The following is a 16,392-nucleotide window of genomic DNA, read 5'->3' on the forward strand; positions in this document are numbered from 1 at the left end:
ACCAATGCTCAATGACTCTCTTTGAGCTCTACTGTTCGCCAACGCACGACTCAGCTTGTTGGAATTAACGACGCTCTGGACGTTCAGTGTTTGAGCGATGCCAACAACGCTCCTGTAGACACGCAAAAAAAAACCCCCGTTGCAAGCAACGGGGGTTGGAATCACTTCAAAGACAGATCAGATGAGAACGTCAACGAAGTCGAAATCGGTCGCGACATTGAAATTGCCAATCGTTGTGGCAATCAGGTCACCATTCTGTGTGATGGTGTTGTTGTTGGAGAAGTTGTAATCGCCAAACGCACCACTGAGCTGGATGGTATCCACTCCGGTCTCGAAGTCGAGAATCTGAGCGAAGCCAATGCCTTCGTAGAAGACCTGATCGGCAGAACCGAGAACGAAGAGGTCTTCACCGATGCCACCAGTGAGTTGATCGAAATCATTGGCGCCGAAGTCAGTACCAACGCCATTGATCACGTCGTTGCCTTCGCCACCGAAGAGGCTGTCGTTGCCAACGCCACCGACGAGGTTGTCAGCACCTGCATCGCCATTGATCTCGTCGGCGCCTGCACCACCCGTGAGGATGTCTGCACCACCGCGACCGTTGAGGACGTCGTTTCCATCCTCACCAGCGATGATGTTGGAACCATCGTCACCACTGAGGGTGTCGGCGACGTCAGTACCCACCACATTGTCGAAGTTGAAGACTTCGAAGTTGATTGGATCAACCGCAGGCAGGTTGACGTTCACTGTCAGAGAATTGGCAGCAAGATCAACAGCAAGAGAGGCGGTCGCTCCACCGGGAACTTCGCCATCGATGGTGTTGACCTGTGTTGCATCAGCAACGATCCGCTCAACGTTCGTGAAGTTGTCTTCACCAAGACCGCCGAGGACTCCACCCTTACGGACGAAGCCTGTTGCAGCGAGAGTCACGCCTGCACCCAGACCGGTGTAGTCGATGGTGTCGGTACCACCAGATCCGTTGAAGACGTCGTTGCCTGCACTGCCACCAAAGACGTTGTCGTTGTCGTTGCCTTTGATGTTGTCGGTGTTGTCGGTACCGTCAACATTGTCGAAGTTTTCAACGTTGAAGGTAAAAGGCCCAACACCTGGTGTGCTGATGTTGACTGTCAGCAGCTCTTGGGAGAGGTCAACGACAAATGAGCCGTTGCCAGCAGCGTTCAGTTCACCATCGATGGTGTTGGTGAAGTTCGCATCACCAATGATGGTTTGAATGTTGGCAATGGTGTCGTTTCCGAGTGATCCAATGCCAGCAGCATCAACAACGCCTTTGGCGATATCTCCGCTTCCACCCAGGGTTACAGCACCACCGAAATTGCTGTAATCAAGTGTGTTGACACCACCAGCTCCGTCGTAAGCGTCGTTGCCGGTCGTTCCGAAGAAGACGTTGTCGGTGGCACTTCCAGTGATGAAGTCACTGTTGAAGCTGCCTCTCACATCGTCGAAGTTTGCAACGTCGAAGAACAGAGGACCAACATTGGGGGTGAACAAGGCAACTTCGAGAGTGCCTGCTCCAAGGTCTGCAGAAATCTGTGAGATTTCTCCAAAAGCTGCATCAATTGTGTTGGTCTGACCTGCATCAGCGACGACCTCATTGATTGACCTCAGAAGGTCAAGTCCGAGATCTCCTTTGTCGACGAGACCAGTTGCATTCAGGGTGATGTCAGTATCAAGTCCGCTGTAATCAGCGGTATCAAAACCGTCGCCACCATCAAGAAGGTCGAATCCTGAGGAACCGGTGAAAACGTTGTTGTTGTCGTTACCAACAATCAAGTCACTGTTGTCAGTACCCACCACGTTGTCGAAGTTGACAACTTGGAAGTTGAAGGGGCCCACATTGGTTGTGTTGACATTAACTGTCAGTGTCTCTTCGGCGAGGTTAACGACGAATGAGCCGTTGCCTGCAGCGTTCAGTTGACCATCAATGGTGTTGGTGAAGTTCGCATTACCAATGATCTTTTCGATCGTGTTGGTGAATGGTGCCGTGCTTTCGCCGACCAGTTGGTCGTTTCCGAGTGATCCGACGCCAGCAGCATCAACAACGCCTTTGGCGATATCTCCACTGCCACCCAGGGTTACAGCGCCACCGAGATTGCTGTAATCGAGGGTATCGTTACGGCCACCACCGTTAATCCTGTCGTTACCAGTACTGCCGAAGATGGTGTCATTACCGGCATTACCTAACAGAGTGTCGTCACCAGTACCACCATCGATGAGGTCAGCGCCATTTCTTCCAGTGATGAAATCGTTACCAATACCACCACTCAAGACGTCAGCATTGCCGCCGCCATCAATCTTGTCGTTACCTTCACCACCCAAAACGATGTCATTTCCGCTGTCACCTCTCAGAGTGTCGTTACCGGCACCACCATCAACATTATCGTTGCCCTTACGAGCAAAGATGATGTCGTCTCCACCTTCACCAGCCAAAAAGTTAGCGGAATCCGAACCTCTGATGATGTCAGCAGCTCCGGTACCGATAACATCGCTGAAGTTTTGAAGAGCGAAGTCGAGAGGCCCAACTGTTGGTGTGCTGATATCGACGATCAGTGACTGGAAGCCTTCTGCATCTTCACGAAGATCAATATTGAAGGAACTATTTGTATTTAAGGGATTAACATTGAGTTGACCGCTGATGGTGTTTGTGAACTCCTCGTTACCAATGATGGTTTCGATGGAATTGACAATTGGATCGGCTGGTGTGCCAGCACCGGTGCCTATAAGCAGATCGTTTCCGAGGGATCCAATGCCGTTAGCATCAACAACGCCTTTGGCGATATCTCCGCTTCCGCCAAGGGTGAGGGCGCCTTCTAGTTCGCTGTAATCAACTGTGTCGTTACCACCCAAGCCACTAATAGTGTCATCACCAGTGCTTCCGGTGAAATCATTGTCGTCATCGTTGCCGATGATCGAGTCATTATTGACAGTTCCGACGACATTGTCGAAATTCTGAATGTCGAAGCTAACAGGACCACTGAAGAATGGATTGGCGACAATTGGTGTGATTGTTAAAATTCCAAATCCCGCTGCAGTTCCACCAGCACCAAGATTTACATCGAATCTTGCATTACCTGCGGAATTCAGCTCACCATCAATTGTGTTGGTGAAGCTTCCATCAGCGATAATTCGTTCGATGTTAAGGATCTGATCTTGACCAAGCTCATCCTTAACGATGCTGCCGCTTCCACCCAAAGTGACAGCTGCACCTAGATCAGAATAATCAAGGGTGTCAAAACCAAGACCACCGTTGTAGAAATCAAATTCTCCGGATCCGAAGAAAGTATTGGCCCCATCACTGCCAATAATGGTGTCGCTGTTGTCGGTACCGCGAACGTTTTCGAAGTTTTCAATATCGAACGTCAGCTGCCCGCTCTCAGGAATAAACGGCAGTAAAGGATCGATGAAATTGATTTGAAGGATTCCTGAGTTAGCCGTTACGCCTCCACTACCCAGATTGACGTTAATAAACGCCTTATTGGGAACGTCAGTAGCAGCATTAATCAGATCGTTAGTGCTGCCGGCACTACCAACAATTTTCTCGATGTTGAAGAGTTGGCTAGTGGAAGTGACGCCGAAGGGCCCATCAAATTCGATCGTGCCACCAGCGTTAAGGGTGACTTTGCTGTCTAAGTTGTCCTTAACTGCACTGAAATCAACAGTGTCAAAACCTTCGCCACCGTCGAAGAAATCATTGCCCAAGCTTCCACCAAAGGTGTTAGCGACGTCGCTACCAACGATGACATCATCGTTAACGGTGCCGATCACATCGGTGAAGTTGACAACGTTAAAGGTTCTGTCTCCTTCAGGGTCGTTGATGTCACCGACTGTCAGTAATCCCTGGGAGAGATCAACGTCGTAGACATTGCTGAGCTGCTCATCCAGAGTGCCATCAATCGTGTTCGTGCCAGAGTCGGAACCAACAATCGTTTCGAAGTTGCTAAAGCCATCAGCTTCGGTCACCATGCCGAAATCTTTAAAAGCTAAAGCTGTATCGACAGTAATAGTTGGAATAAGGCCAACTGTTAGTGCGTCTGGGTTGGCAATCGTAATGGTTTGGAAATTGCCGATGTTGATATCAGCAGCCAAATCGCTGTAGTCGAGTGTATCGTTTCCTACTGAGCCATCGAGCTCGTCAAAGCCTTCGCTGCCGGAAATAACATTGTCGCCGAGACTGCCAATAATGACATCGTTATTGACCGTGCCAATAACATTGGAGAAATTTTCAACTCTAAAACTTTGTGAAGCAGGTGCTAAGGTTCCGCTAACAATATTGACGGTGAAATTATCAGCAGTCGGTAACAGTAGATTGATGTCAAATGCACCGTTGCTACTGCCTACACCGCTGATGGTGTTGACTTGCGTTGAATCGCCAACGATGGTTTGGATCGAAGGAACGAGGTCAGCTGTAGTGAAGGGGGGGGGTAAACGCGCCAAATCCCGTCAATGGAACTAATTGATCGGTTCCGGCAGAAGCACTTGTGAGAGAACTGTTTGTAAACTCTTTTTCAATACGGCCTTGCGTGAATAGCGTTACGGCAAGAGCACTTCCCTCATAGGTAAGTGTGTTGATGTTGCTACCGCCAAAGAGGAGGTCATCTCCTTGTCCGCCAATAATGGTGTCATTCCCTGTACCGGCATCAACAGTATCGTCGCCAGTACCGGGGTCGATTGTGTCATCTCCACCCAGGCTTGCGATGGAGTCGTCACCTTCTAGACCAAAGACTTGATCGGCATTGGGCGTGGTAGGTGGTGCGAATGCGGCATTGATGTCGTCGTTGCCAGTAGTTCCAACTACAAGGGCCATTTGGGAAAATTCTGAAGAACAAAAAGGGTCCGGATCCTTTACTGCAATGCAGTAGAAGGTCCCGTTAGCTTAGCTACCTAATTATTATTGGTCAAGATTTTATAAAAATTTTTTGATGAGTATTAAATGAGAACATTGTGAAGGTTTCTGCTTTATGGATTACCTGGTTTGATTATCTTTTAATATTTTCCTTCATAAATGTATAGTATTCGCTGAGTGGTCGGTGTGAATCTTGCTTTATGCCGCTTTTGCTACCGTCTAGGTATGTTTTCGTTTGACGCCCATTCGTCTTTGGGTCTCATCAGGCCAGTAAGGTCAAAGTGAATTGATTGTGCCTGTCAGGCGGTCAGTTGAAATGTACCAGTTTTGAGGTGCGACACGAACGAATCGAGCCAGTGCTTGAACGCAGCTTGAGATGTTTTGTTTTAAACAACTCTTGAGGCATGGATTTCATCGGCTTTGGATCTGCAACGCCACGGCTTACGCAAGCAGAATTATCGCTTTTATGGTTCTTGTGCTGCGTTGTTCGTCTGCGAGGTCAGCCTTCTTCTTTGGCAAAGCGGCACCGCTGTCGTTGATTGAGCAAGAACTGGCGAGATGGCAATAACGTCGATGCCATGGAGCCACCTGCTGTTGTTTCTAGAGAAGCCAGCGGCTTTCTCGATGCTGCGTCCATCTCTCTGGATCCTTGATGTGCTGAGCTGCTCAATGTCCTGGTTCAGATCCGCGATCAGCTTGCTGAAGCGAACGTCTGCCCCCCCCCAACAGCGCTGTTGCCGTCCCCGATTCACTCCTGGATCCCGTGTTATCCAGTTTTCATCGAGGCGTACCGCACCTGCTGATCAGACCTCATCTTTTTGGATCTCGATCGCGGTAGGGAAGGGAATCACGATCTGAGCCGCTGCAAGCTCGCGCAGCAGTTCTTTGTTGATGGCATCGATCGAATCCTTGAACTGTTTGTAGTTCAGCGTTGGGCAGATCAGATGGCATTTGAAGTTGTAACTGAACTCGGCGATCTCCATAAGCCGGCAGGCTTTGAGTTCAAAGCCCGGCGTTCGCGCGATGATCTCGCGAAGAATCCCAGGAACGGCCGCGAGCTGTTCATTGGTGCTGTCGTACGACACCCCAAGCACGAAGTGGGAACGATCGACTCTGTCAATGAGCTGATTGAAGGCCAACGTCAGTGACTCCTGCAGATCGATGTAGTCACGCCAGTTCTCCACGTGAATCAAGGCGATGCAACGCAATCGCTGGGGTGAGCCAGGTTCCAGCTCAATGGTGAGGCAGGGGTTGATCAGATCCGGCCGGTTCGCAACGTAGGCCCTGGCCAATGCCAGCAGATCTGTCATCTGATCCGGACTGAACGGATCGTTGGGGTCGAGCTCGAGACTCAGATCAAGACCTTGCCGTTGCGGAGATCCTGGTTCCGCTGGATGGCGGGAGAGGTTGTTGACGATGCAGTCCTCAGCCACGGCGTTCGGAATCGTGACTTTGCCCGTAACGGTTTCGATCTCCACTGAACGCAGGCCGATCTTGGTGAGGAAGCCCTGCTTGTCGCCGATCTCGCAGAACTCTCCCACCTTCAACGGTCGGTCGGTCTGCAGTGACAACCCGGCAAACAGATTGCTAAGCAACTTGGAGGCACCAAGGCCGATCGCCAGGCCGGGCACGGTGGAGAGTGCGAGCACCAGGTTGGGTGAGAGACCAAGCTGCAACAGCAGTTTGTAGATCAGTGCCACAGCCACAACTCCGGAGAGGATTCGGCAGATGGGCATCACCCGGTTGCTGGTTCTCGACAGCCGCCAGATGTCCTGATCCCCGGAAAGCCGCACCAGGCCTTCAGAGAGGGTTCGTCCCAGCGCTTCGAGAAACAGAAACACGAGCAGGACGAACAGGCTGAAATAGGCCGCTTCGAATAGCACGGTGAGCACCACGAGAGCTGTGCCAGTGAAGTTGAGGTAGAGGTCGATGAACACCTCAACCGCTTTGGTCGCCATCACCATCGGCAACACCAACACCACCCGCTTCCAGGCCAGGGAATCGAGGGTCCAGATCAGTCGCTCATCATTCGATCTTGTTTTGTACGAGCGGATCAGCAAGCGGGCAAGACGCGTGATCAGCAGCAGGAGCAGCGTGATGGCGACGATCGAGAGCACCAGCCGGAACAGGGTTTGCCCGAACAGCACCTCCGCCTCCAGGCCTGCGCGTACACCAGCCGGCAGATTCAGATACCACTTGGGCGGAAACAGTCGGCCAGGGGTGTGGACAAAATCCTGGTAGAAGTTTCGGGTGAAGAATGTCTGATCATCGAGATCAGTAACCTGCTGCTTCACCTGTTCATACATGCCAGCCACATTCGCCACGGTTGAGGCCGAGAACAGAAAATCGCTGTTCATCGGTTTGTCAGCCAGCTCACTGGTGAGAACGATCGAGGATCCCGGCAGCGTCCATGACTGGGTGTCTTTGGAGCGCACGTCATTGAGCGCCTTCATGGCCTTGGCGTCTGGGATGGAGATGATCTGCCGGCTGCTGTTGAAGATGAAATCAAGGACATGCTTCAACTGAATGGCTGCTTCGTCTTTGAGGTAGGGACGAACGCCGAGCGCAAAGGACGTGCCATCGAGAGCGTCCACCGCCGCATTGAAGAGCATCTCCACCTCTTCGATTTCGGCCCGGGCCTGGCGGTTCCAGAACAGCCCGGGGTCATTGCGATGGGAGGTTTCAACACGTTCGATCAGAAGGCCGACATCGGCCATCACCGCATAGAAGTTGAGCAGGGTCTCTTTGGGTGAATTACCCACCACCTGTCCCAGGGGGGTATGCCGCCAAAGCTCAGCACGTTGCACTAGGTCGGGATAAAACGGCTGATCCTCAAGGGGAATCACCGGAAGGGAACTCGCGTGGCGCAGACCCAGGGGCTGTAAGACCGATGACGGTGAAGCGGCGCGCAGAGGAACACCGGAGAGAATGATGACGCTCAGCAGACCGGCCAGGAAGGCCATCAAGCGCTTGTTCGTTCGCACGCCAACGGTTCGCTAATCACTGACAACCTAATGAACGCCTGCTCTTTTACGATTTTTTTGAAGCGATCATCCATGAATGGAGATGCTTCCTGATGGGTCGTCAACGGTTCAGGGGTTTGTACCTGCAAGCCACGGGTCACCCACTTTGTTTTTCGTTTGTGACTTACACGCCGCAAACCAGGGAGCAGATGGTTGCCTGCGGTGATCTGCGCGCAGACGAGGAATATTTCAACCCGGTGTTGTTTGATTTTCTTTTGTTCATTTCGGAAGGCATTCTCGGTTCATCGCCGGATGCTTTGTTCCCGCTTGGTTACGACGATCTGGTGATCGTGGCGTCCCGCATCAGAGGAACTGGAGTGCAGCATGAATATCTGATCGCCATCAATCCACTTGCTTGGAACGAAACCAAGCAAGCGGTGCTGCACCAGCTGAGGACCATCCTTTCTGCTCAGTCGTGGGATGGGGCACGGTTGCGCAGGCGCGATGATTCTCCGTAGCAGCCTGTTAGTTGGATGGTTCCAGCGTCCCCTGGATCGATGGACGGTGCTAAAAGGCGCAGTCGGTGGGCATCACTGCAATATCACGGATGCAGATGTGTGCTGGTTGATGCCAACAGAACAGCACGATCTTCGCGAGCTCGTCTGGGGTGATAAAAGTGGGGTTGCCGAGCATCTCGCAGTACGTCTCGAAGCTGATTCCCATGCTCTGATGAATGTTGGTTTGAATCAAACCGGGAGCTACATTCATCACTCGCACATTGTGCTCTGCCTCTGACATGTTCATGCTTTCACCGAGTGAGCGCACGGCATGTTTGCAGGCGTGATACACAGGAGCACCAGCTGCTGGCTTGCGATCACCAATCGAGCTGATGTTGATGATCGTGCCACTCCTGCGTTCACGCATTCCCGGCAACACGTGGTGAATGCCATTGATCACCCCGGTGATCATTGTGTTGATCTCTTCTGCAATCTGATCCAGTCTCAAGCTCTCGATTCCGCCGATGTGGATCATTCCAGCGTTGTTAATCAGGCAACCTGTCGGCCCGTACTGGCGTTCTGCAGCCGTGATTGCATCCGCAAGCGCACCAGCATCGCTGACATCCAACTGGTGGTAAAGAACCGGCCGGTCTGAGAGTTGCGGATCAGCCTCCTGGTGCCTGGAGATCAGCATGCAGGGATGTCCCTCTGCAGAAAAAGCACGGGCCAGTGCCTGACCAATCCCGGCTCCTGCGCCAGTGATCACCACGAGTTCTGAGGCCACGTCTGTTCTCCAGGTCAGCCTTCAAACTGGCAATGTTTGATTGATTTGCCCATGGACAGGTTTCCAACATCTGCCGTGGGAGCCTGGTTTCAACCCGGTGCTGCTTTTGAAATCTTTCAGATCGAACCGCATTCGAGGAGATGATCCATCAAGGCTGCATACAGCTGGGTTTTCATGTTGAGCAGGCAGGCTTGCTCGTTGGGATCGCCACCGGGCCAGTTTGCGTAAGCTTCTGCCACAGCACGGTGAAGTAGACGCAAGGCATCAATTTCCATCGAGATTGTGGTGACCATTTGATTGTTGTTCAATGTTCTGAGAAACGAAGAAATCGGAATGGTGTGAACAGAATTTTAGAGACCCTGGCGCTGACGCAGAGCCCAGGCTGAGGCGGCTTGCTGCTGTTTCCAGGCAACTAAAAGGTCTTTAGCGATACTGCGCAATGCCTGCAGATCGTCGGAGTTGTCAATTTCGCGTGAGAATTTTTCGATTTCAAATTTCTGGCCCAGAGTCAACGCTATCGGTTCCATTGGCTTGTGGCTTTGCAAGCGGAACGTAATCCAGAACTTTGGATGCAGCAAATTAAAAACGTAGTGTTTGCAACCAATGGCATGAAAACATGGTCAGCTCAATACATTGCTGTCATTACGGAAGGTTTCTGTGTGCGGCTGATCACGCACATCGGAAGTGCTGATGGGTTTATAAAGTGCTCTGACGACTGGGCTGGATGCATTTCTCTTGGGAAAAACATCTGGAGCTTTCCCGGAATGTAGCTGTTGTGTCTGACGGCAATCAGGGTTCAGCTCTTGCGCTGATGGGTGTTGCTCTCACCCTCTTGGCGAAGGATTTGCTCGCGCATGAGCTGCGGGCCACTGCTCAGCAGTCATCCAAGGCTTGAACCAGCTGGGTTGATCATCCATTCGGTCATCGTGGACACATCGGCTGCAAGCAGATCGTGACTACCACTGAGGGGAGCATTCGTTTTTGGCTATGTCTTTCGACAAGCTTGACCGCACGACGCAGTACATCCACACCGCAAAAAGTCGTGCCACTTCCGTGCTGAATGAGGCAGCGCCAAAGCTGACTGCGCTGGAGAAAGCGATTTGGTTGCAATTGAAGCGGAATCAGCGCTCCTCTCGATGACAGGGATACCGTTGGCTGTGATTGAGAGACTTGCGATCGATAGGCATAATCACTTAAGTCTTCAGGCTTGTAGTGGCTGCCACAACAACGGTTCTTGAGCTGAGGTCATAACGAAAGTTCTCCATCACCTGGTTATGGATTCTCTGACGGCATTTGCAGCTGTGGGGTTTGCAGCTGTGTCCTGGGACAGTCATTTCACAAAAGCGGGCACGCGGGCCTTTCGCCATGCCTTGGATTATCGCGAGCCTTTTTGTCGGATGGCTGATGGCGAAATGATTGCTCTGTTAGATGAACTCCTGGAGTTACGGCGCTCTGTCGGGGCTCATCAAATGATGCTTGAAGCGGCAAAGTGTCTCACCAAAGCGCAGTGCATGACGGCCTATGCGATGGCCTCAGAACTGATGCGTTCCGATGGCCCTTTTGAACCAGAGGAACGACGCTTTCTTGATCACCTCGCTGTGACATTGGAGATCTCTAAATTTGAAGCGCAGCGCATCGATACGGTGTTTGAAATTTTTCATGCCAGCCTCACCTTAAGCAGCACGCTCGAGGCCACTCCTTCCGTTCTGGTCTAGGGCCCCTCTCCCTGCTGGCACGATCGTTCGGTTGTGGATCAGCGTCTGCGTCGCCAGGTTCCACTCCAGCCATCGGCTCCTCTGAGCTCAATCATGGTTCCGGTCGCTGAAATGCGGCCTTCAATGGTGGACCCACTCCGATCCGTGTAGGTGAAGAGGTCGTTGCTCAACCACCGGGCTGTGTAATCCACACGTGGATCGGCGCGGCCCGGTTTGGGGAAGACCTGGATCCAGAGACTCTCGGCCTTGCCCGTGTAGGCAAGAGTGATGTCGGCACCCGAGGAGGATGACCAATCGCCCACAACGCGATCACTGCGTTGCTGCTGGGTTTGCGACACCAGCACTGGGGTGACGGCGGACTTGCAGACCGCTGTCCCGAAGACCGCGCAGCTCAGAACTGCTGCCAGCAGTGGCACGTTCGCCTTCATCAGCGTTCACCGATCAGTTGTTTCATCGCAGCAACAGCCACATGGCCAGGGCTCCAAGTCCCACCCCCTTAAAGAACTGTGCCCAGGTCAACGCGTAGGTGTCCAGCCCAAATGTTCGCATCATCCAATTGAGCACGTCTTTGTGCTTGCGGATCATGAATGAGCTGTCGGCCGTATTCAGCTGTTGAACACGTTTGAGCTTGAGTTCTGCAAGCTTGGCCATGGGCTGCGTGAGGTTTGCAATGACTGTAATGACGCTGTCGTGCCGCATCAGCTTGTTTCTGCTTTTGATGGCTGAAGGGTTCGCTAGCGTTCAACTTCCTGCGCAGCTCTTGTGATCAGGGCTGGTTCAGTGTTCTTCAAGGCGACCCATTCATGCCGGTTCTTCCATCGGGTGTTTCAATCGATTCGGATTGGCTCAGCGCGCAATTAAATCTTGGTGTTGATGCCCTTGAGATTGAGCCTTTGGGAGTTCCCCAGGGATTCACATCCAACACGATGCGCCTTCGGCCGCGCGGACCTTCCGACGCTCTGCCTGACGCGTTGATTCTCAAGATCGACAGTGATGACCCGCATTGCCGGGAAATTGCCCTTCACCTCAATTGTTTTCGCAGAGAGGTGGGCTTTTATCGAGCGTTTGCTCCTCAACTGGCATCGTTGGTGCCTCATGCCTACGCAACGGGCAATGGCTTCAGCGATGCGGGGCGTTGGCTCTTGCTGGAGGACCTTTCGATGATGGCCGTTGGCAACCAGGTTCGTGGAGTCAACGCCAAGGCCTGTTCGCAGGTTCTCGATGCCATTGCCGGGGTGCATGCCCAATTCTGGAATTCCTCAACGTTGCTGAACCATGACTGGTTGCCTGATCATCAGTTCTGGTTTCAGGGCAGCACCGAGACGTTGTCTGCGTTCCATTCCAACTTCCTGAATGATTACGAGCTGCGTGTTGAACCTGAGGCGCTCAAGGCGATCGCTTTGGTGATCGAGCATTCACAGGCCATCGACGAGGCCATCGCCCAGCGGCCGGTAACCCTGGTTCACGCGGATCTGCGGGTTGAAAATGTGTTGTTTGCTGGCAACACCTCGCAGCGTGATGTTGTTGTCCTCGACTGGGGCACTCCGACACGCTCGATGGCTGCGATGGATCTCGCTTACCTGATCGGCGGGAGCGTACCGATGCCCGCCCGACGAGGACGGCTGCGTGATCTCTGCGCCCTCTGGCATCAGAGCCTGACGACTCATGGCGTGAAGGATTACACACTCAGCGATGCCTGGGCTGACGTGCAACTCGCGTCTTTGCGTTGCTTGAGTTCCGTTCTTTTGCTGCACAACTGGCAGTTGGATCCCAACATCGGCTCCCGGGCCATTTTGCTGAACGATGAATGGATTGAGCGATGCTGCGCCCTCGTTCTGGAGCTAGAGGCGATCGAGGTGCTGGAGTCGCTCGGCTGAGTGGCCCCGCCCTGTGGTCACCCTCGTGCCACCGGAGTGTGCTGCTCAAGCAAAATCAGGTTTCGCTTCAAACCACACGTCGATTTCAGTATTCGGCAACACCGCTCCCTCTGGGAAAGGGTCTCTGCTGTGAAACTCAAGATAACCAGGGGTCTCAAGGAACGATGCGAAAAAGACATTCACGAACGAGCCATCATCGAGGGCAAATTGAAACCCATGTCCTGAAAGCTGCGCCTCAGGTTGTGGATTGTTGCCATCGCTCACTCGGATTAGATTATCTCCTTCAAAGGGTGAATTTCCGGGAATTGATTCACCTGCAGGGAATAATCCTGTGATGGTGTCATGATTGTATTGACCGCTAATCGACACGATTTCAAACCAGCCATCTCCATCCAGGTCGTCGTTCGTTGTGAAGGTGCCTTCGGCGCGAATCTCTCCGAATTCAGTCTCACCCTCTGAGCGATACTCCCACTCCCATTGAACGAAGCTGGCGTGCGATTTTAATGGACATTTGATCGATCTTGACTGTGCTTCTTTGCCGAATGATCGGTGTTGGATTCCGCTTTGTTGCTGGTTTTTTAGCTGACCATTCAGGACGCCATCTAGGAGTTCGTGAAGGACGTTATGGGAATCATCAAACGTCTGCATGGCAGACGGTTTTTTTATGCTGGCGAAGGGCAGGGGCCTATGGGCAAGGGCCTGCAGCCGATTGATCAAGACGTGCGTCTTGTTTGTTTCAAGGTCACTTTCAAGTGATATTGATCGCTCTCTCGGCCCGTTGGATCGGATCCAAGGCATGCGCCTGGATCTTGCATTGATCCTGCACCTCAATACAGAAAGATCCAATACTTCAGGAAGATCCAATACTTCAGGCCTTGAGGAATCGCTCTATATTGAAGTATGCACAAGGTGCGATGCGCAGACATCGCTGATTTTCAAAACAACAACAAAAAATCAGATTTCGTCTGAGATGGTCTGGCTGGTGGTTTGTATAGGCCTCATTGTTAACTTTTGAGGCGGATTTGAGAGATCTGCAAAAGGCGGTGGTGCGGGAGATTCAGGCGGGGCAGTTGATACGACACCATGGCCGTTTTCACGGGCCGAGGGTGCACTGGTTGTTGCTGGGACCCGGTGGACTGAGCCATGGCAACCCTGACCCATTGTTTTGTACTTACGTCGCTCCGCAGAGATCGCCCAGGGCAGAACTGTTGCGGCATTCTTTCAGGGTCATGCCAACGATGATGGTGTTCCCGTTGGTTTGATTGACAAGCCCGAAGCTGCCGGCATAGCCCCTCAGCATCCATTCCCCTCCCCGTGTGTCTTTGTAGAAGCCCACATTGCGTGCAGCGCCGTCTCTGACCCGTGTGTAAGTGTCGTGGATGCCGTCTTTCCACTCCAGTTTGAAACGGTTGCAGGGGGCACCGGTGCAGAGAAAGGTGCGCCGGCAGGCGATGCTTTTGTTGTTGTAGAGGCAGTTCACCCAGGGCTCGGCGGCCATGGCCTTTGCGGCACTGCTCACCGTGATGTTGTTCAACCCGCCGATGAGGAGTGCCCAACTCATCCCCAGTGCAATGCGCTTCATCGTGTGCGTGATGCCGTGGCTTGTGGTCATCATCCTTGGTGAGCCTGCACACCGCGCTGCCTTCCTCGCTGATGAATCACTTGAAACGTGCAGATGTTTCGCCGACAAGAATCACTGCGACTCTGCGCCAACGCACCGGCTTGGGCACTGGCTGGCCGTTGAGGGATTGATCAGCGACAGGCCGATGGCTCACCAGGGCTGAAGACCAGGGCGGGCATTGTGCTGGTGATTCTTGTGTTCGGTGCAGTACAGCGCAGAACGAGCGAATCCTCTAAAAGCAAAGGGCTTTGTCTCGACCAACATGCCCGGCCCGCTGAACCAGGAACCAGAAGTGTGCAATGTGCTGGGAGACTCCATCACATTGCGGCTCACCACTGAGCAAACCGACGGAAAATACAGCGTTGCCGAATTCGCTACACCCGGCGGTGTTGGCCAGCCCCCTCACACCCACGCCTGGGATGAGACTTATCTCGTGCTGGAGGGGGAGCTCAACCTCAACATCAATGGTGAGACCACCGTTGTGGGAACGGGTGGTTGCTATCAGGTCAAGGCTGGTGTTGTTCACGCCCCTACACCCAACGGTGACTTCTGCCGCTACGTGATGGTTGGTCAGCCTGGCGGTGTCGAATCCGTGTTCAAGAGCCTGAAGGCCAACGAAAAAGACCTGAACGACATGGCCAAGGTGGTCGAGATCGTGACCAAGGAAGGCGTCAACATCGCTGGTTGATTCACCGCTCTCCCTCCCATTCATCCCCATTACAGAACAAATCAGTGGCATCCCGCTTTTTTCATGTTCAGCACGAATTTCGTGCCAGAACCTCAAAGAAATGGTTTGAGACCGTTCAAAAGGCCCTGGCTCCCGGTGGTGGCTGGGACGACGCCGTGACCCGCAATCTTGAAGCTGGCTTCTACAACCATTGCTTCAACCCCACAGGTCTTGAAGGGCCTGCCTTCTGCATCTGGGAAGTGCGTGATGGCATCAGCGACGTTGAATTCCAGGCCTTCATCGATGGCCCCAACGGCCCCGACATGGGGACCGGCGCTTTGTTGAACATCTGCCGTGAGATCAACGTTGAACTGGCCGGGACCACCCCTTATCCCCGCAAGTTCGCCTGACGCACAAGACGCCCCTGGCCCCATGGTGCGCGCGTTTGCCTTCCCCTAGGGACGATTCGCCAAGGCTGCCTCCTCCAGGGTGCAGTCGCCATTGGGCTGGGCCTGCCTGGCTCTGAGCGCTTCCACTTCCTGGCGTGCTGCCTGGAGATCAGCCTGGAAGACAGGATCAGCGTGAAGCCTGGCGGTGGTCGCCGAGGCCATCAACTCACCGGCCTGCACATCGCTGTGCCAGTGCACGTTGCAGATGCTGCGGCTTTCACCGAACGCCCGGCCTCTGGCAATCAGCTCGTCGCTGCGTTCCGGCGCGATCGTGCTCAGGATCAATCCCCACCCCCAGCCCACCGCGGTGTGGCCCGAGGGATAGGAGCCGTCGCCGCGTAAGCCCTGTTCATCCGCAGGCGTGCAGATGGGTTGGTTGTTGACCATGAACGGGCGCTGGCGCTGGTAGCGGTTCTTGGCGGGGTAGGTGGCGAGCCCCAGGTCCGTCATGCTGCGGCGCATCAGCAGCAGCAGTCTGGGCGTGTCCGTTGCATTGATCGGTACGCCCAAAGCGCAGGAGAAGCTGATGGCCGCTTCCGGGAACTGCAGATCGGCATCTCTGGCGGCGAGCGTCCAGCGGGGCGAGTCGCGCAGCCCAAAGCTGGCGTTGGCCTTGGCTTGATCCAGGGCTGCAGCGGCGCTGCCCGCACGCGGTGGACCATCCAGCAGGGCCAGGGCATTGGCCATCGCCTCCTTCTCGAGATAGCCCTTCAGGAGTCCCGGCCTGATCTCCGGCACCGTTGCGGGTGATCCGGGCCCGAGTTCACAGGGGGTGGCGGCTTTGGCAGGCCCGGGGATCCCCGCCAGCAGGGCGATCAACAGCGTCATCACAGCTGAGCTGCGGCAAAGCCTGGCCATCGTCATCGTCGAGATCTTGTGGGTTGATAGCCGGAATGCAGGACGCGTGCCGCTATCAATCCGTTGGATTGAGGGTCTGTCAGCTGCAATGAAGACCTCA

At 53.7% G+C, this 16,392-nt stretch carries 18 protein-coding genes; 6 read left to right on the top strand and 12 right to left on the bottom strand.

Annotation, left to right across the window (positions count from 1 at the left end; all coding sequences use genetic code 11):
• Window positions 1-177 precede the first annotated feature (177 nt).
• The 3 genes from WH7805_RS13475 to WH7805_RS00770 all read right to left on the bottom strand — a co-directional run bounded on the left by WH7805_RS13475 (window position 178) and on the right by WH7805_RS00770 (window position 7,845).
• Entirely contained in the window at window positions 178-4,452 is a 4,275-nt protein-coding gene (locus WH7805_RS13475) for a calcium-binding protein (RefSeq protein ID WP_156783565.1), read from the bottom strand.
• A complete protein-coding gene (locus tag WH7805_RS13480) occupies window positions 4,418-4,822 on the bottom strand; it encodes a calcium-binding protein (protein ID WP_006040990.1) in 405 nt (134 codons plus the stop codon). Before WH7805_RS13480 ends, WH7805_RS13475 begins: the two co-directional genes overlap by 35 nt.
• Before the next feature lie 842 nt (window positions 4,823-5,664).
• Window positions 5,665-7,845 (bottom strand): mechanosensitive ion channel family protein, encoded by a 2,181-nt coding sequence (locus WH7805_RS00770; RefSeq protein WP_006040992.1) that lies wholly within the window; start codon window positions 7,843-7,845, stop codon window positions 5,665-5,667.
• Between the two features lie 92 nt (window positions 7,846-7,937).
• On the opposite strand from WH7805_RS00770, the gene WH7805_RS00775 reads away from it, so the two are divergent.
• A complete protein-coding gene (locus WH7805_RS00775) occupies window positions 7,938-8,342 on the top strand; it encodes a hypothetical protein (protein WP_006040993.1) in 405 nt (134 codons plus the stop codon).
• Between the two features lie 49 nt (window positions 8,343-8,391).
• On the opposite strand, the gene WH7805_RS00780 is transcribed toward WH7805_RS00775, so the two are convergent.
• The 3 genes from WH7805_RS00780 to WH7805_RS00785 form a co-directional block, all read right to left on the bottom strand.
• Entirely contained in the window at window positions 8,392-9,105 is a 714-nt protein-coding gene (locus WH7805_RS00780) for an SDR family oxidoreductase (RefSeq protein WP_006040994.1), read from the bottom strand.
• Between the two features lie 116 nt (window positions 9,106-9,221).
• Window positions 9,222-9,398: a hypothetical protein gene (locus WH7805_RS14625; protein WP_006040995.1), complete on the bottom strand. Its 177-nt coding sequence runs from the start codon at window positions 9,396-9,398 to the stop codon at window positions 9,222-9,224.
• A gap of 57 nt (window positions 9,399-9,455) precedes the next feature.
• Window positions 9,456-9,650: a hypothetical protein gene (locus WH7805_RS00785; protein WP_232198903.1), complete on the bottom strand. Its 195-nt coding sequence runs from the start codon at window positions 9,648-9,650 to the stop codon at window positions 9,456-9,458.
• A gap of 729 nt (window positions 9,651-10,379) precedes the next feature.
• Between WH7805_RS00785 and WH7805_RS00790 the strand changes: the two genes are divergently transcribed.
• Window positions 10,380-10,820, top strand: coding sequence for a tellurite resistance TerB family protein (locus WH7805_RS00790; RefSeq protein WP_006040998.1), 441 nt, complete (start codon window positions 10,380-10,382; stop codon window positions 10,818-10,820).
• A 38-nt stretch (window positions 10,821-10,858) separates the two neighbouring features.
• Here the strand turns inward: WH7805_RS00790 and WH7805_RS00795 are convergent, their stop codons facing one another.
• Entirely contained in the window at window positions 10,859-11,248 is a 390-nt protein-coding gene (locus WH7805_RS00795; protein ID WP_006040999.1) for a hypothetical protein, read from the bottom strand.
• Between the two features lie 22 nt (window positions 11,249-11,270).
• Window positions 11,271-11,471, bottom strand: a complete 201-nt coding sequence (locus WH7805_RS00800) for a hypothetical protein (RefSeq protein ID WP_006041000.1) — start codon at window positions 11,469-11,471, stop codon at window positions 11,271-11,273.
• A 152-nt stretch (window positions 11,472-11,623) separates the two neighbouring features.
• Between WH7805_RS00800 and WH7805_RS00805 the strand changes: the two genes are divergently transcribed.
• On the top strand, window positions 11,624-12,697 hold the full coding sequence (locus WH7805_RS00805; protein ID WP_006041002.1) for a phosphotransferase: 1,074 nt from the start codon (window positions 11,624-11,626) through the stop codon (window positions 12,695-12,697).
• 45 nt (window positions 12,698-12,742) lie between these two features.
• On the opposite strand, the gene WH7805_RS13485 is transcribed toward WH7805_RS00805, so the two are convergent.
• Complete coding sequence (locus tag WH7805_RS13485) at window positions 12,743-13,345, bottom strand: hypothetical protein (protein WP_232198904.1); 603 nt, start codon at window positions 13,343-13,345, stop codon at window positions 12,743-12,745.
• Here WH7805_RS13485 and WH7805_RS14840 point away from each other — a divergent pair.
• A complete protein-coding gene (locus tag WH7805_RS14840; RefSeq protein ID WP_232198905.1) occupies window positions 13,344-13,712 on the top strand; it encodes a hypothetical protein in 369 nt (122 codons plus the stop codon). The genes WH7805_RS13485 and WH7805_RS14840 overlap by 2 nt on opposite strands.
• Here the strand turns inward: WH7805_RS14840 and WH7805_RS14845 are convergent.
• Both WH7805_RS14845 and WH7805_RS00815 read right to left on the bottom strand, forming a co-directional pair.
• Entirely contained in the window at window positions 13,702-13,842 is a 141-nt protein-coding gene (locus WH7805_RS14845; RefSeq protein WP_232198906.1) for a hypothetical protein, read from the bottom strand. The two genes, WH7805_RS14840 and WH7805_RS14845, sit on opposite strands and share 11 nt — an antisense overlap.
• A 26-nt stretch (window positions 13,843-13,868) precedes the next feature.
• Entirely contained in the window at window positions 13,869-14,312 is a 444-nt protein-coding gene (locus WH7805_RS00815; protein WP_156783567.1) for a hypothetical protein, read from the bottom strand.
• Between the two features lie 268 nt (window positions 14,313-14,580).
• On the opposite strand from WH7805_RS00815, the gene WH7805_RS13490 reads away from it, so the two are divergent.
• Entirely contained in the window at window positions 14,581-15,006 is a 426-nt protein-coding gene (locus tag WH7805_RS13490; RefSeq protein ID WP_006041005.1) for a cupin domain-containing protein, read from the top strand.
• A 44-nt stretch (window positions 15,007-15,050) separates the two neighbouring features.
• Window positions 15,051-15,395: a hypothetical protein gene (locus WH7805_RS00830; RefSeq protein ID WP_006041006.1), complete on the top strand. Its 345-nt coding sequence runs from the start codon at window positions 15,051-15,053 to the stop codon at window positions 15,393-15,395.
• 45 nt (window positions 15,396-15,440) lie between these two features.
• On the opposite strand, the gene WH7805_RS00835 is transcribed toward WH7805_RS00830, so the two are convergent.
• Complete coding sequence (locus tag WH7805_RS00835; RefSeq protein WP_232198907.1) at window positions 15,441-16,298, bottom strand: phosphatase PAP2 family protein; 858 nt, start codon at window positions 16,296-16,298, stop codon at window positions 15,441-15,443.
• Window positions 16,299-16,392 lie beyond the last annotated feature (94 nt).

The organism is Synechococcus sp. WH 7805, assembly GCF_000153285.1.
In the GTDB taxonomy this organism is placed as follows: domain Bacteria; phylum Cyanobacteriota; class Cyanobacteriia; order PCC-6307; family Cyanobiaceae; genus Synechococcus_C.

What these genes read in the sequence shown, in the direction of transcription:
- WH7805_RS13480 (WP_006040990.1), bottom strand. Translation starts at nt 4,822, where the DNA reads ATGGCCCTTGTAGTTGGAACTACTGGCAACGACGACATCAATGCCGCA.
- WH7805_RS00775 (WP_006040993.1), top strand. Translation starts at nt 7,938, where the DNA reads ATGGGTCGTCAACGGTTCAGGGGTTTGTACCTGCAAGCCACGGGTCAC.
- WH7805_RS14625 (WP_006040995.1), bottom strand. Translation starts at nt 9,398, where the DNA reads ATGGTCACCACAATCTCGATGGAAATTGATGCCTTGCGTCTACTTCAC.
- WH7805_RS00790 (WP_006040998.1), top strand. Translation starts at nt 10,380, where the DNA reads ATGGATTCTCTGACGGCATTTGCAGCTGTGGGGTTTGCAGCTGTGTCC.
- WH7805_RS00795 (WP_006040999.1), bottom strand. Translation starts at nt 11,248, where the DNA reads ATGAAGGCGAACGTGCCACTGCTGGCAGCAGTTCTGAGCTGCGCGGTC.
- WH7805_RS00800 (WP_006041000.1), bottom strand. Translation starts at nt 11,471, where the DNA reads ATGGCCAAGCTTGCAGAACTCAAGCTCAAACGTGTTCAACAGCTGAAT.
- WH7805_RS00805 (WP_006041002.1), top strand. Translation starts at nt 11,624, where the DNA reads ATGCCGGTTCTTCCATCGGGTGTTTCAATCGATTCGGATTGGCTCAGC.
- WH7805_RS14840 (WP_232198905.1), top strand. Translation starts at nt 13,344, where the DNA reads ATGGCAGACGGTTTTTTTATGCTGGCGAAGGGCAGGGGCCTATGGGCA.
- WH7805_RS13485 (WP_232198904.1), bottom strand. Translation starts at nt 13,345, where the DNA reads ATGCAGACGTTTGATGATTCCCATAACGTCCTTCACGAACTCCTAGAT.
- WH7805_RS14845 (WP_232198906.1), bottom strand. Translation starts at nt 13,842, where the DNA reads ATGGCTCAGTCCACCGGGTCCCAGCAACAACCAGTGCACCCTCGGCCC.
- WH7805_RS00815 (WP_156783567.1), bottom strand. Translation starts at nt 14,312, where the DNA reads ATGATGACCACAAGCCACGGCATCACGCACACGATGAAGCGCATTGCA.
- WH7805_RS13490 (WP_006041005.1), top strand. Translation starts at nt 14,581, where the DNA reads ATGCCCGGCCCGCTGAACCAGGAACCAGAAGTGTGCAATGTGCTGGGA.
- WH7805_RS00835 (WP_232198907.1), bottom strand. Translation starts at nt 16,298, where the DNA reads ATGACGATGGCCAGGCTTTGCCGCAGCTCAGCTGTGATGACGCTGTTG.